The following is a 12,894-nucleotide window of genomic DNA, read 5'->3' as shown; positions in this document are numbered from 1 at the left end:
GACGTTGTCGACCTTCCAGCGGCCCGGGAAGGTCGACAACGTCCCGCACTATCCCGGCAGGGCCTCCGCCGACGCCGTCGCGCCGTCCACGACCGTGTCCGCGAGGTAGTCGGCCAGCAGGTCCTCGATGGTCTCCTCGATGGACGCCGCCAGGGTCGCGGCGACCGAGGCCATCGCGAGGGCGCGGAAGCGGGTGAGCATGGTGACGAGCCGGGCGATCTCGTCGCTGGTCGGCGGGGCGTCGCCCGTGAAGTGCTCGGCCACGTGCGCGGCGCCGGCCTTGACCAGGACCTGGCTGATCTGGTCGAGCGACGGCAGCACCTTCTGGTGCACGGCGAGCACCGAGGCGGTGTCCATGCCGTGCTCGCGCATCTCGGCGAAGGCATCGAGCAGCTGCGGTCTCAGGATCCGCGCCCGGTTGCCCGTCACCTCCACCAGGCGGGCCTCGACGAGCAGGTCGAGGTCCGCCCGGCCGCCCGCCATCGCCCGCGCCTCGGGCAGGCTCACGGTGACCGGTTGGTCCTCGGGCCGGGGCGGCACCAGCACGCCCTCGAGACCGAGCACCTCGCCGAGGCCGATGCCACGCTCCCAGGCCGTGAGCATCTCCAGGATGTTGGCGCCGGTGTAGCCCCGGTCGAGCATCGACATGATGATCGTCAGCCGGGCCAGGTGGGTGTCGTCGAAGACCGCCGTCCGGCCCACCCGCGTGGGCGGGTGGAGGAGACCGCGCTCCTGGTAGGCCCTGATGTTGCGGGCCGTGGCGCCCGAGACCCGCGCCAGCTCGTCGATCCGGTAGGTCCGCGCCCGGCCCCCGGCCTCGGGCACCGCCGCCGCCCGAGCCCCACCCAGGGCGAGCAGCTGCTTCACCGCCCCGCGTATGGCGACCCGCGGGTTGCGGGCCAGCTGGCCGGGAGCGCGCAGCAGCGACTCCAGGATCGCCTCGACCGCGCGGGCGGGCGGGACCCGCTGCGGGACGCCCGGCACGTCAGGCCGCCCGGCTCGCCCGGCCCGCTGCGGCCAGGGCGCCGGAGAGGAACCGGGCGCCTCGTCGTACGGCCGGGACGGCCTCGGGCACGAGGCGCGGCATGGCCTGGAAGACGTGCATCTGCCCGGGCCAGACCTCGAGCGTCGAGTCGGTGCCGGTCGCGGTCAGGGTCTGGTGCAGGTGCTCGGCGTCGGCGGCCAGCATCTCGGCGCCACCGGCCTGGATGAGCGTCGGTGGCAGGACCTCCCCGGGCTCGATGCGGTGCAGTAGCCGGGCGTGGTCGGGTGGGGTGCCGACGGTGTAGTGCTCGAGCAGCCGCTGCGCGGCGTCGGCGGAGATCATCGGGTCGGTGCGCTCGGCCTCGCGGGCGCGGGCGAGTCCGAAGGTGCAGTCGACCAGCGGCGACATGAGCAGCTGGGCGGCCGGCAGGGGCAGACCGGCGCGGAGCAGCTCGAGGCTCAGGTCGATGGCCAGGTGACCACCGGCGGAGTCGCCCGCGAGGACGACCTGCTCGGGGGCGCAGTGCTCGGAGGTGAGCCAGTCGAAGGCCCGTCGCACGTCGTCGGCTGCCGCGGGGAAGCGGTGCCGCGGCGCCAACCGGTAGTCGACGCTGTAGACCGGCAGGCCCGTCAGCGCCGAGAGCTGCGAGGCCAGGGGCCGGTGGGTGCGGGTCGAGCAGAGCGCGTAGCCGCTGCCGTGGACGTAGAGCAGCGCAGCGTCGTCGCGGGTCTCCCCGGCCCGCACCCACTCACCGCGGAGCCGTCCGCTGCCGGGGACCGGCAGGTCGACCTTGTCGATCCTGGTGCGCCGGGCCGGCGCCCCGAAGGCCGTCATCGACCCAGCGACGATCTGCCGGGAGATCGCGACCCCCAGCATGCTCGGCGGCAGGGCGTTGGCGACGGGACGCAGGGCCAACCGGGTGGCGACGGCGGTCACCGCGGAGCGGCGCGAGGCCGGGCGCGGGACGAAAGTGGTCTCGGTCACAGCCGCATTCACCCACCGATGCTGCCATCCGTCAATGGCAACATCGTCAGGTGTCGCCGGCTCGCGTCAGACCGGGTCGCGTCAGGCCGGGTCGCGTCAGGCCGGGAGGCCGAGAGCCGCCTGGAGGCCCGCTGCCGAGTCGGGTGGCAGCTGGGCCAGCCGGGCCTCGAGCCGGGCGCGCACGTGTGAGTCGGCGGCCGCGAAGGACGCACGTGTCGCGTCGTCGCACTCCAGCAGCGGCAGCACCTGCGCGAGGTCCGCGGGCGGGGCGACGTCCAGGACGGCCGCGAAGGCCTCCGGCGTCACGGCACCGAGGAAGTCCACGAGCAGCAGGTGGTGCCCGCGACGCAGGAGCTCGTGGGCGATCTCCCCCACGCGCTCGGGGGCGATCGCTCGCACGACGGCGCGCGACCGGAGCGGGTCCAGGGCGAGAGCGACGTCGCTGAGGTAGGCCAGCGAGAAGCGACCCACCAGGTCGCGGGCCCGCGCCGGGTCGAGCAGCTCGGCCGCCCGGGCGGCCACGGAGGCCGGCAGGAACCTCTCGGCGATCTTGCCGACCATCGGCGCCGGCAGGCTCGAGGCGAGACCGGCGATGCGGGCGAACTGGTGCTCGCCCTCGGTGAAGAGCCGGTGGCTGACCTGGGTGTGGAGGGCACGCAGGTCGCCCTCGGGGAGGTGCGCCAGGTCGTGCAGGTCGCCCACCTTGACCCCCAGCACGTGGGCCAGCCGGGCCAGCGCGGGCCCTGGATGCGGACGACTCATCCGAGCAGGGCCCTCTTGACGACGCCGCGCACGGGCAGCGGCACCCCGCGGACCGCGGCGTCAACGGCGTCGGAGACCAGGTCGGCCTGACGGCGGCTCGCGGTCTCGACGTGCGCGGCCAGCTGCTGCTGGACGCCGTCGGGGAGCGCCAGGACGCTCGCGGGGGGCTCGGCGCCGAGCGCGCTCTCAAGGGACGGAGGGGAGGGCATCGACGGCTCTTTCTGCCAGTGGCTGATGGCAGGCTCGATGGTGACAGCCGGTGACACCGCACACAAGCATCCGGTCCGGACCGGGTCAGCCCAGGCGCTTCTGGAGCTCCCCGAGTCGCTCGGCCGCGCGGAAGCCCAGCTGCTCGTTGACCCCGATCATGTGGTCGTTGACCTCGGCGTTCCACGTCACCACCTGCTCCAGCCCCTGGGTCTCGCGCTGGAGCAGCTCCAGGTTGGCCACCTTGACCGCCAGGCCGAGGCGGTGACCGCGGTCGGCGCGCCGCACGAGCGTGCCCCACTGGTAGGCGCGGGTCGGCTCGTGCACGGTCGTGGCGATGTCGGTGTAGGCGACGACGGTGCCCTCGGCGTCGAGCGCGACGGTGTTGAACTTCGTGCGACCCTGCCGACGTCCCTGCTCCTCGCCCTCGCGCATGGCAGCGACGTCGACGGCCTCGGGCTCGCGCTCCATCTCCCCCAGCGGTGCCTCGGTCATCAGCGTCGTCACCAGCTCGGTCCAGCTCTGCACCAGGTCGTCGGGGACCGGGCCGACCCAGGACCTCAACGTGTACGCCGTGTGGCGCGGCGCCGCCTGCGCGGCGAGGTCGGCGAGCAGCGCGTCGGCGACGGGGAGCCGGAGCACCCGCATCACGTCACCCAGCGCGAAGGCGTAGCCGTGGGCCCGGGCGAACTCGATGCCCGGCGCACCGTCACCGGTCGGGCCGAGCTCGTGGGGCCAGGCGGTGTCGGAGGCCAGCACCGTGCGGCCGTGCTCGCGCGCGGCCTGCTCGAGGACCGGGAGCAGCGCGGAGCCGTGGCCACGGCGCCGGTGCTCGGGCGCGGTGTAGACGAAGACCTCGGCGCTGGTGAGGTTGTCGAGCATCCGCAGCTGGACGTTGCCCGCGACCACGGGCTCCTCGGCGACCTCGCCGAGGAAGAGCAGCGTGCGCCGCGCCCGCGTCGGCTCCTGGAGCTGGATGCGCAGCTCCTCGAGCTGCCACGGCGTGGCGAGCTCCTCGCGACCGTGCCGCTCGGCCGCGAGGTAGACCCCGTGCCAGGCGTCGATCGCGGCGTCGTCGGACGGGTCGACCGGAGTGATCTGGAGATCGTTCATCGGACGCGTTGCACCCTTCCCTCGTCCCACACGGGACCGTCGGACTCGTAGACGTCGCCGTCGGCGCCGTAGACCAGGAACCGGTCGAAGCCCCGGGCGAACCAGCGGTCGTGCGTGACCGCCATGACCGTGCCATCGAAGGCCTCGAGGCCCTCCTCGAGGGCCTCGGCGGACTGCACGTCCAGGTTGTCGGTGGGCTCGTCGAGCAGCAGCAACGTGGCTCCCGATAGCTCGAGCAGCAGGATCTGGAAGCGGGCCTGCTGCCCGCCCGACAGCGACTCGAAGCGCTGGTCGGCGGCGTGGGCGAGCTCGTAGCGGTCGAGCACGCGGGCCGCCTGCTCGCGGCCCATGCCGGAGCGGCCGCGACCGTCGGCCTCGCCGTCGCCGCGGTGCAGGATCTCCACCAGCGTGCGGCCGACGAGCTCGGGGTGCTCGTGGGTCTGCACGAACCACCCGGGGCGCACGCGCGCGCCCAGCTTGGCCTTGCCGCGGTGGACCACCGGCTCGATCGCCACGTCGCCGACCGGCTGGTGCTCGATGTCGGGGTCCGAGCCGCCCGAGGCGAGCAGTCGCAGGAAGTGCGACTTGCCCGAGCCGTTGGACCCGAGGACGGCGACCCGCTCGCCGTACCAGACCTCGAGGTCGAAGGGCCGCATCAGCCCCGACAGCTCGAGGTCCTCGCAGACGACCGCGCGCTTGCCGGTGCGACCGCCCTTGAGCCGCATCGTCACCTGCTGCTCGCGGGGCTGCTCGGTCGGCGGGCCGGCCTCCTCGAACTTGCGCAGCCTCGTCTGGGCGGCGCGGTACTGGCTGGACATGCCGTCGTTGTACTCCGACTTGATCTTCAGCCGCAGGACCAGCGCCTTGATCTTGGCGTGCTCCTCGTCCCACCGCTTGCGCATCTCCTCGAAGCGCGCGAAGCGGTCCTTGCGGGCCTCGTGATAGCTCGCGAAGCCGCCGGGGTGGGTCCACACCAGGTTGCCCGCGTGCCCGAGCTCGACGGTCACGACGCGGGTCGCGGTGTTGTCGAGCAGCTCGCGGTCGTGGCTGATGAAGAGGATCGTCTTCTCCGACTCGCGGATGCGCTGCTCGAGCCAGATCTTGCCGGGGACGTCGAGGTAGTTGTCGGGCTCGTCGAGCAGCAGGACCTCGTCGGGGCCGGCGAGGAGGTACTCCAGCACCAGCCGCTTCTGCTCGCCGCCGCTGAGCGTGCGGAGCTCGCGGTACTTGGCCTTGTCGTAGGAGACCGCCAGCGCCTTGGTCGTGCAGACGTCCCAGGTGACCTCGATGTCGTAGCCCCCGGCGTCGGCGAAGTCCGACAGCGCCTCGGCGTAGGCCATCTGGGTCTTCTCGTCGTCGGTCTCCATCAGCGCCAGCTCGAGCCGGTCCACCACGACGGCGGCCTCCCGCACCCGTGGCGGGCTGACGCTCAGGAGCAGGTCCGCGACGGTCGGCTCCTGGCCGAGCCCGGCGTTGACCATCTGCCGCATGACCCCCAGGCCACCCGTGCGTGTCACCGCGCCGGCGTGCGGCACCAGGTCGCCGGTGATGATCTTGAGCAACGTCGTCTTGCCGGCTCCGTTGGCCCCGACCAGCGCGACCTTGGCGCCCTCGCCGACCCGGAACGAGACGTCGTCGAGCAGCACCCGCCCGTCGGGCAGCTCGAACCGGACTCCACTGACCTCTACGTGTCCCACGTCGGACGATTGTCCGCTATCCGCCGGTCCTGGTCACCTCGATAAGCCGCGGGCGGGGTCAGCCGGGGGCGGCGTACGGCCGGACGGGCACAGGCGAGGTCGCGCGTCGGGTTCGAGCGGGGCGCCGACGCGTGGATACGGCCTATGCCCGTCGGTCCGTACGACGACCCTGGTCGTCAACGGTCGGCCTCGGCGAGGGCGACCTCGAGGTCGTCCAGCACGGCGCGCACGTAGGACGGTGAACGCATGACCTGCTCCCAGGTGAAGCGCAGGACGAGCCAGCCGGCCACGGTCAGCGCGGTGTAGCGCACGCAGTCGCGGGCGTGCGTGCGGTGGTCGGAGTGGAAGGTCCACGAATCGGCCTCGACGACCACGCGTCTCCCCACGTCCACGAGGTCGGGGTGGAAGATCTGGCCCCGTGCCGTGATGGCGATCTGGGGCCGCACGGTCAGCCCCCCGTGGTCGAGGACGATCGCGCGCAGGACCGACTCGAACGGGTTCGCCGCGTCGGCAGTCGCGTCCCGCGCCACGCGACGCGCCTCCGGGGCACCACGTCCGCGGAGGCGCGCGGCGCCTGCGACCAGGTCCGCGTGCGTGACGTCTCCGGAGCGCAGCGCCGAGTCGGCCACCGCGAGCGCCTCGTCGAAGGGCAGGCGACGAGCGCAGTCGAGCACCGTGCGCAGCTTGCCCGTGACCCCGGCGACCACCTCGCTCGCCTCGAGGTCGGCGTGGACAGCGTGCACACGCACCCGGACCTCGGGGCGCAGCACCCGGTTGCGGCGGACCGTGACCCAGGCCCGGTCCGGCACGTCCTTGACCGCCCAGCCCCAGTGCTGGGCGGCACTGAGGTGCGAGAGCACGCCCGATAGCTCGCTCGCGATCCGGCGCTGCCCCCTGACCTCGGGGAGGGCGTAGCGCCCACGGGCCAGCCGCAGCACCGTGCCGCAGTCCACCGCGGCCCGCAGATCGCGCCGCGGACAGACGGCCTCGATCGCTTTCGCGCTCGCCACGCCCCCGAGGTGGCGCAGTGCGGTCTCGACGTCCATCGCTCGATCCTGGCCGGGATCGGGCCGGCCGTTGACGCCCCTCCACAGGCCCCCTTCTACCTGTCAGTAGTTTGGGAGCCGGGTCCGCGCCATGATGGGCCCGGACGAGGTCCGTGTGACCGCGACGTGACCGACGAAAGGGGCCGATCGATGCAGCTCGAGCTGACCGCCGAGGACCAGTTGTTCCGTGAGGAGATGCGCACCTTCTTCACGACCGAGGTCTCCGAGGAGATCCGCCAGACCGTGATCGAGGGGCGTGAGCTCAGCCGGGAGCAGATCGTCGAGAGCCAGCAGACGCTCAACAAGGCCGGGCTCGCCGTGCCGCACTGGCCTGAGGAGTGGGGCGGTCGCGGCTGGAGCGAGCTGCAGCGCCACATCTGGCACGAGGAGATGCAGCGCGCCGGGGTCCCGACCCCGCTGGCCTTCAACGCCTCGATGATCGGCCCGGTCATCGCGCACTTCGGCACCGAGGAGCAGAAGTCGACGTTCCTCCCCGCCACCGCCAACCTCGACATCTGGTGGAGCCAGGGCTTCTCCGAGCCCGACGCCGGGTCCGACCTCGCGAGCCTGCGCACGACCGCGGTCCGCGACGGCGACGACTGGGTCGTCAACGGCCAGAAGACGTGGACCACGCTCGGTCAGTACGGCGACTGGATCTTCACCCTCGTCCGCACCGACCCCGAGGTGAAGAAGCAGGCCGGCATCTCGATGCTGCTGATCGACATGAAGAGCCCGGGTCTGGAGGTGCGCCCGATCCAGCTGATCGACGGCGGCCACGAGGTCAACGAGGTGTGGTTCGAGGACGTCCGCGTCCCCGCCGAGAACATGGTGGGCGAGATCAACTCGGGCTGGACCCAGGCCAAGTTCCTCCTCGGCAACGAGCGTGTCGGTGTGGCGCCCGTCGGGGCGACCAAGCGCTTCCTCTCCCGCGCCAAGGACCTCGCCAAGGAGACCTCCGACGGCAACGGCGGCACCCTCCTCGACGACCCGCTGGTCCGCGCCCGCATCGTCGAGCTCGAGAACGAGCTGCTCGCCCTCGAGCTGACCGCGCTGCGCGTGGTCGCGCACTCGGCGGGCGGTGAGCCGCACCCGGCCTCGTCGGTGCTCAAGCTCAAGGGCACCGAGCTCCAGCAGGCCGTGAGCGAGCTGCTCGTCGACCTCGCGGGTCCGGCCTCGGTCGCCTCCGGCGCCGGCGACGGCTCCGACCTCGCAGCGTGGGCGCGCACCGTCACGCCCAACTACCTCAACCTCCGCAAGGCCTCCATCTACGGCGGCTCCAACGAGATCCAGCGGCAGATCATCTCCCGCGGGATCCTCGGACTCTGAGCCGAAGGGGACACAGACATGGACTTCACGTACGACGACGAGCAGGTCGCCCTCCGCGACGCGGTGCGCGGCCTGGTGGGCAAGGCCTACAACGACTACGAGCACCGGCGCCAGACCGTCGGTGAGGACCCCGGCTTCGACGAGAAGCAGTGGACCCGCCTGGCCGAGATGGGCGTCCTCGGGCTGCCCTTCAGCGAGGACGACGGCGGCGTGGGTGCCGGCCCCGTCGAGATCGGCATCGTGTGCCAGGAGCTCGGCCGCACCATCGCCCCCGAGCCCTTCCTCGCCTCGGTCGTGCTGGCGGGGGGCCTGGTCTCCGCGGCCGGCACCGCCGAGCAGCGCGGCGAGGTCCTCGGCTCGCTGGCCGCCGGCGAGAGCGTGCTGGCCTTCGCCCACGACGAGCCCGGTCGCCGCTGGGGTCCGAGGGCCGAGAAGGTGACGGCAGCGCAGGACGGCGACTCCTGGACCCTCACCGGCGTCAAGGAGCCGGTCCTGCACGGTGCTCGCGCCGACGTGCTGGTCGTGAGCGCCGCGCTGCCCGACGGCGGCACCGGCCTCTTCCTGGTCGCCGGCGACGCCGACGGCCTGGCCCGCGAGGGCTACCCGACGTACGACGGCGGGCGGGCCGCCCGCGTCGCCCTCGACGCCACCGCGGCGACCCCCCTCGGCGAGGCGGGCGCGGACCTCACGGCCACGATCGCCACGGTCCAGGACATCACCCGGATCATGGCCGGCAACCAGGCGCTCGGCGCGATGCAGACGCTGCTCAAGGCGACCACCGACTACCTCAAGAGCCGCAAGCAGTTCGGCGTCACGCTCAACACCTTCCAGGCGCTGACGTTCCGGGCCGCCGACATGTACACCTCGCTCGAGCTGACCCACAGCCTCGTCGACTGGTCGACGATGGTCATCTCGGCCGGCTCGCCCGAGGAGGTGGCGGCGGCCGCGGCCCGTGCCAGCCTGCAGGTCAGCCGGGGCGGGCGCCACGTGGGCCAGGAGGCGATCCAGCTGCACGGCGGGATCGCGATGACGGCGGAGTACAACGTGGGCATGTTCGTCGCCCACCTCACCGCGCTCGACCACCTGCTCGGCGACGGCAACCACCAGGTCGGCGTGCTCTCGACCAAGGTCGGCGACTACGACCTGATCGACCCCCTCGACGTCTGAGACGTCGGGAAACTGCGTCGACGCGGCGGTCACGGGAACGACAGACTCCTCCCGTGACCGCCGTGCCCGTCTCCGACACCTCCCGCTGGACCGACCCCGCCTGGCTGGCCGAGGTCCACGCCTGGACCGACCGGCAGCTCGACCGGCTCGGCCTGGAGCGCGCCGGTGAGCAGACCCAGCCGCACCTGCGGTCGTGGGCGACCGTGCTGCGGATCCCGACCAGCGGCGGCGTCGTGTGGTTCAAGGCCAGCCAGGAGTCCCTGGCCCACGAGGCCGCGGTCGTCGAGCTCCTCGCCGTCCGCGCGCCCGCACAGGTGCGCCCGCTGCTGGCCGCCGACACCGAGCGCGGCTGGATGCTGATGTCCGACGCCGGAGAGCGGCTGCGCGAGCTCGTCGTGAGCGAGGCCAGCCTCGAGCGCTGGCACCCGGTGCTCGAGTCGGCCGCGCGGATCTCGCTGGCGGTCGAGGACGACGTCGACGCGCTGCTGGCGATGGGGGTCCCCGACGGTCGGCTGCCCACGCTGCTCCCCGGCTGGGACGCGCTGATGGACGAGATCGACGCCGAGCCGCGCTTCCGGGAGGCACGGGAGCGGATCGAGCCGCTGGCGACCGCCCTGGCGGCGTACGGGATCCGCGACACGCTGCAGCACGACGACCTCCACGACGGCCAGGTCTTCGTCGCGGACGGGCGTCACTGGGTGATGGACTGGGGCGACGCGGTCGTCAGCCACCCGTTCTTCGTGCTCGCCGTGGCGCTGGAGGGCCAGCTCGCGTGGGGGCTCGACGACGTCGAGGACTCCGTGGACACCGGACCCTTCCGCGACACCTTCCTGCGGCCCTACGCCGAGGCCTACCCGCACCTGACCCACGACGACCTGGTCGAGGCCGCGCGTCTCGCCACCCGCCTGGGCTGGGCCGCCCGCGCGGTCAACGGCCACCTGCCGGACTACCCCGGCCACACCACCGCGCGGCTGGAGATGTTCGTCGACGGCCGCACCTCCGACTGACCGCCCCCGTCAGGCGCGGCGGGTCTCCAGCACCCGGAAGCCCTTGGCGCTCGCCAGCCGGGTCGTCGGGAAGCCCTGCTCCCCGAGCCACCGCTGCAGCGAGTCGGCGCCGAGGTTCTTGCCGACGACCATCACCGCGCGACCCCCGGGCGCGAGCCGCGGCAGCCAGGTGAGCAGCAGCGCGTGCAGCGCCTCCTTGCCGATGCGGATCGGCGGGTTGCTCCAGATCTCGTCGTACGACGTGCCGGCGGCGACGCCGTCCGGGGTCGTCGCGGTGAAGCGGTCCGCGAGCCCCAGCGCGGCGGCGTTCTCTCCTGCGAGGAGCACCGCCCGCTCGTTGACGTCGACCGCGGTCACGACCGCGTCGGGGACCGCGGTGGCGATGGCCAGACCGATGACGCCCCAGCCGCAGCCGAGGTCGAGGATCCGGCCACCGGCCGGCGGCGCGGTCTCGCGGAAGAGGATGGCGGTGCCGATGTCGACGCGGCCCTGGGCGAAGACGCCCGACCCGCTGGTCAGGCGCAGCTCGTGGCCCCAGACGTCGGCGACCACGGGTGCACGCTTGAAGGCCACGGTCGGGTCGGCCGAGAAGTAGTGCTCATCCATCGCGCTTCGCTCTCGTCGTGACGGCCCGGGACGCCAGCTCGTCGTCGGCCGGGTAGGCGACCTCCTCGAGCGTGAGGCCGTGGGCGTGCGCGACCACCACGCTCGCGTCGCGCTCGGTCACGGCCAGGATCGCAGCCGGCCACGCGACGTCGCGACGGCCCTCCCCGACCGCCAGCAGGCAGCCGACCAACGAGCGCACCATGCTGTGGCAGAACGCGTCGGCGCGCACGTCGGCGACCGCCAGCCCCTCGGGCGAGCGCGACCAGTGCAGGTCGAGCAGCGTGCGGACCGTGGTGGCCCCCACGCGACGACGGCAGAAGGCCGCGAAGTCCTGCTGCCCGAGGAGGTGCTGGGCCGCCTCGTTCATCGCGTCGAGGTCGAGCTCGCGCTCCCAGACCAGCACGTGCGAGCGCACGAGCGGGTCGACGAGGTCCACGCGGTCGGCGATCCGATAGGCGTAGCGCCGCCACAGCGCGGAGAAGCGGGCGTCGAACCCCGGCGGGGCCTCGGACACCCGGCTCACGTGGATATCGGAGGGCAGCACCCCGTTGAGCCGGCGCTGCAGCTGCGGGTGGCTCTCGGCGACGTCGCAGTGGACGACCTGCCCGCGGGCGTGGACGCCGGCGTCGGTGCGGCCGGCGCAGACGGTGTCGATGCGGTCGAGCCGCAGGACGGTCGCGAGCGCTGCCTCGAGGTGGCCCTGGACGGTGCGCAGGCCGGGCTGCGTCGCCCAGCCGTGGAAGGCGCCTCCGTCGTAGGCGAGGTCGATCCGCAGGCGCACCCGCAGAGGTTAGCGGCAGGAGACGGGCCGGGGATCCACCGCCTACGCTCGTGGCCGTGAGCGACCCCGCCATCGTCCTGGTCTCCGCCGAGCACGCCGCCTTCCTGGCCGACGAGTTCGGCCGCTATGCCCGCGACTACGACCTGCGCACCGCCGGCTCGTGCGCCGAGGCGCTCGCGGTCACCGAGGAGATCCGGGCCGCCGGCGGCACCGTCGCCCTCTTCGTCTCCGACACCGAGCTCCCCGACGCCCACGTCCTGGAGGCCTTCGGCGCCTGGCGCGCGGTCGTGCCCACGGCCCGCCGCATCATCGCCGCGCACTACGAGCACTTCCTGCCGCGGGCGCCCTCGCTGCGCCCCGGCATGGCCAAGGGCAAGTACGACGCCTACCTGCTGATGCCGCGGGGGGTGCGGGACGAGGAGTTCCACTCGGCGGTGACCGAGCTGTTCTCCGACTGGGGATCCACGGTCGCGGCTCCCGAGGTCGAGAGCGTCCGGATCATCACGCCCACGGCCGACCCGCTGACGCTGGCGATCCGCGACTACGCCGACCGCATGGGCATGCCCACCCGGGTCTACTCCCCCGACTCCGAGGTCGGCCTCGCCGTCATCGAGGAGTGGGGCAGGGAGCCGGCCTTCCCGCTCATCGCTGCCCTGAGCCGACCGCCGTTCGTCGCGACGTCGGTGCGCGACCTGGCGATCTCGATGTACGGCATGCCCGGCGACCTCAAGGTCGAGGGCGTCGTCGACCTCGCCATCGTCGGCGGTGGTCCGGCCGGGCTCGCCGCCGCGGTCTACGGCGCCTCCGAGGGCCTCACGACGGTCGTCATCGAGGCGGAGGCGATCGGCGGCCAGGCCGGCACCAGCTCGATGATCCGCAACTACCTCGGTTTCCCGCGCGGGGTCTCCGGCATGCGCCTGGCGCAGCGGGCCCGCAACCAGGCGCTGCGCTTCGGCACGCAGTTCTACACCGGCTGGGACGTCACCGCCCTCGAGACGCAGCCCGACGGCACCCACCTGCTGCGCACCGGCGGCGGTGACGTCGAGGCACGCAGCGTGGTCGTGGCCACCGGCGTCGCCTACCGCAAGCTCGGCATCGTGGCGATCGAGGACCTGGTGGGCCTCGGCGTGTTCTACGGCAGCGCCATGACGGCGGCCCGCGAGATGGAGGGCGCCGACGTGGTCGTCGTCGGCGGCGGCAACTCCGCTGGCCA

General features: G+C 73.1%; 13 protein-coding genes. 4 read left to right on the top strand and 9 right to left on the bottom strand.

All coding sequences use genetic code 11. The annotated features are described in order from the left end of the window. Positions 1 to 48: 48 nt before the first annotated feature. From AAG827_RS20615 to AAG827_RS20585, 7 genes are all read right to left on the bottom strand, one after another. On the bottom strand, positions 49 to 984 hold the full coding sequence (locus AAG827_RS20615; protein ID WP_341928087.1) for a MerR family transcriptional regulator: 936 nt from the start codon (positions 982 to 984) through the stop codon (positions 49 to 51). Between the two features lies 1 nt (position 985). Continuing rightward, positions 986 to 1,969, bottom strand: a complete 984-nt coding sequence (locus AAG827_RS20610; protein WP_341928086.1) for an alpha/beta hydrolase — start codon at positions 1,967 to 1,969, stop codon at positions 986 to 988. A 96-nt stretch (positions 1,970 to 2,065) separates the two neighbouring features. Continuing rightward, on the bottom strand, positions 2,066 to 2,731 hold the full coding sequence (locus AAG827_RS20605; protein WP_341928085.1) for a hypothetical protein: 666 nt from the start codon (positions 2,729 to 2,731) through the stop codon (positions 2,066 to 2,068). Continuing rightward, on the bottom strand, positions 2,728 to 2,940 hold the full coding sequence (locus tag AAG827_RS20600; protein WP_341928084.1) for a hypothetical protein: 213 nt from the start codon (positions 2,938 to 2,940) through the stop codon (positions 2,728 to 2,730). The genes AAG827_RS20605 and AAG827_RS20600 overlap by 4 nt, the downstream gene beginning before the upstream one ends. An 85-nt stretch (positions 2,941 to 3,025) precedes the next feature. After that, a complete protein-coding gene (locus AAG827_RS20595; RefSeq protein ID WP_341928083.1) occupies positions 3,026 to 4,051 on the bottom strand; it encodes a GNAT family N-acetyltransferase in 1,026 nt (341 codons plus the stop codon). After that, a complete protein-coding gene (locus tag AAG827_RS20590) occupies positions 4,048 to 5,748 on the bottom strand; it encodes an ATP-binding cassette domain-containing protein (protein ID WP_341928082.1) in 1,701 nt (566 codons plus the stop codon). The genes AAG827_RS20595 and AAG827_RS20590 overlap by 4 nt, the downstream gene beginning before the upstream one ends. Before the next feature lie 176 nt (positions 5,749 to 5,924). Continuing rightward, positions 5,925 to 6,794 carry a DUF559 domain-containing protein gene (locus tag AAG827_RS20585; RefSeq protein ID WP_341928081.1) on the bottom strand — a complete coding sequence of 290 codons (870 nt, stop codon included), beginning with the start codon at positions 6,792 to 6,794 and terminating at the stop codon, positions 5,925 to 5,927. Positions 6,795 to 6,944: 150 nt separating this feature from the next. On the opposite strand from AAG827_RS20585, the gene AAG827_RS20580 reads away from it, so the two are divergent. The 3 genes from AAG827_RS20580 to AAG827_RS20570 are packed head-to-tail and all read left to right on the top strand — an operon-like array spanning position 6,945 to position 10,294. Continuing rightward, complete coding sequence (locus AAG827_RS20580) at positions 6,945 to 8,120, top strand: acyl-CoA dehydrogenase family protein (RefSeq protein ID WP_341928080.1); 1,176 nt, start codon at positions 6,945 to 6,947, stop codon at positions 8,118 to 8,120. Positions 8,121 to 8,138: 18 nt separating this feature from the next. Further along, the gene (locus tag AAG827_RS20575; protein WP_341928079.1) at positions 8,139 to 9,287 is read left to right on the top strand and encodes an acyl-CoA dehydrogenase; all 1,149 of its coding nucleotides are present in this window, start codon (positions 8,139 to 8,141) and stop codon (positions 9,285 to 9,287) included. Positions 9,288 to 9,340: 53 nt separating this feature from the next. Beyond that, a complete protein-coding gene (locus AAG827_RS20570) occupies positions 9,341 to 10,294 on the top strand; it encodes a hypothetical protein (RefSeq protein WP_341928078.1) in 954 nt (317 codons plus the stop codon). Positions 10,295 to 10,303: 9 nt separating this feature from the next. Here the strand turns inward: AAG827_RS20570 and AAG827_RS20565 are convergent, their stop codons facing one another. Continuing rightward, on the bottom strand, positions 10,304 to 10,900 hold the full coding sequence (locus AAG827_RS20565; RefSeq protein ID WP_341928077.1) for a methyltransferase: 597 nt from the start codon (positions 10,898 to 10,900) through the stop codon (positions 10,304 to 10,306). Further along, positions 10,893 to 11,681 carry a tRNA pseudouridine(38-40) synthase TruA gene (truA, locus tag AAG827_RS20560; protein ID WP_341928076.1) on the bottom strand — a complete coding sequence of 263 codons (789 nt, stop codon included), beginning with the start codon at positions 11,679 to 11,681 and terminating at the stop codon, positions 10,893 to 10,895. The genes AAG827_RS20565 and truA overlap by 8 nt, the downstream gene beginning before the upstream one ends. 56 nt (positions 11,682 to 11,737) lie before the next feature. Between truA and AAG827_RS20555 the strand changes: the two genes are divergently transcribed. Continuing rightward, a partial coding sequence (locus tag AAG827_RS20555; protein ID WP_341928075.1) for an FAD-dependent oxidoreductase occupies positions 11,738 to 12,894 on the top strand: 1,157 nt, incomplete at its 3' end.

The sequence above is a fragment of the Nocardioides psychrotolerans genome, assembly GCF_943371775.1.
In the GTDB taxonomy this organism is placed as follows: Bacteria; Actinomycetota; Actinomycetes; order Propionibacteriales; family Nocardioidaceae; genus Nocardioides; species Nocardioides psychrotolerans_A.
Note: the sequence above shows the minus strand (reverse complement) of the source record. Positions and strands in the feature narration are given on the sequence as shown.

What these genes read in the sequence shown, in the direction of transcription:
- AAG827_RS20605 (WP_341928085.1), bottom strand. Translation starts at nt 2,731, where the DNA reads ATGAGTCGTCCGCATCCAGGGCCCGCGCTGGCCCGGCTGGCCCACGTG.
- AAG827_RS20600 (WP_341928084.1), bottom strand. Translation starts at nt 2,940, where the DNA reads ATGCCCTCCCCTCCGTCCCTTGAGAGCGCGCTCGGCGCCGAGCCCCCC.
- AAG827_RS20595 (WP_341928083.1), bottom strand. Translation starts at nt 4,051, where the DNA reads ATGAACGATCTCCAGATCACTCCGGTCGACCCGTCCGACGACGCCGCG.
- AAG827_RS20585 (WP_341928081.1), bottom strand. Translation starts at nt 6,794, where the DNA reads ATGGACGTCGAGACCGCACTGCGCCACCTCGGGGGCGTGGCGAGCGCG.
- AAG827_RS20580 (WP_341928080.1), top strand. Translation starts at nt 6,945, where the DNA reads ATGCAGCTCGAGCTGACCGCCGAGGACCAGTTGTTCCGTGAGGAGATG.
- AAG827_RS20575 (WP_341928079.1), top strand. Translation starts at nt 8,139, where the DNA reads ATGGACTTCACGTACGACGACGAGCAGGTCGCCCTCCGCGACGCGGTG.
- AAG827_RS20565 (WP_341928077.1), bottom strand. Translation starts at nt 10,900, where the DNA reads ATGGATGAGCACTACTTCTCGGCCGACCCGACCGTGGCCTTCAAGCGT.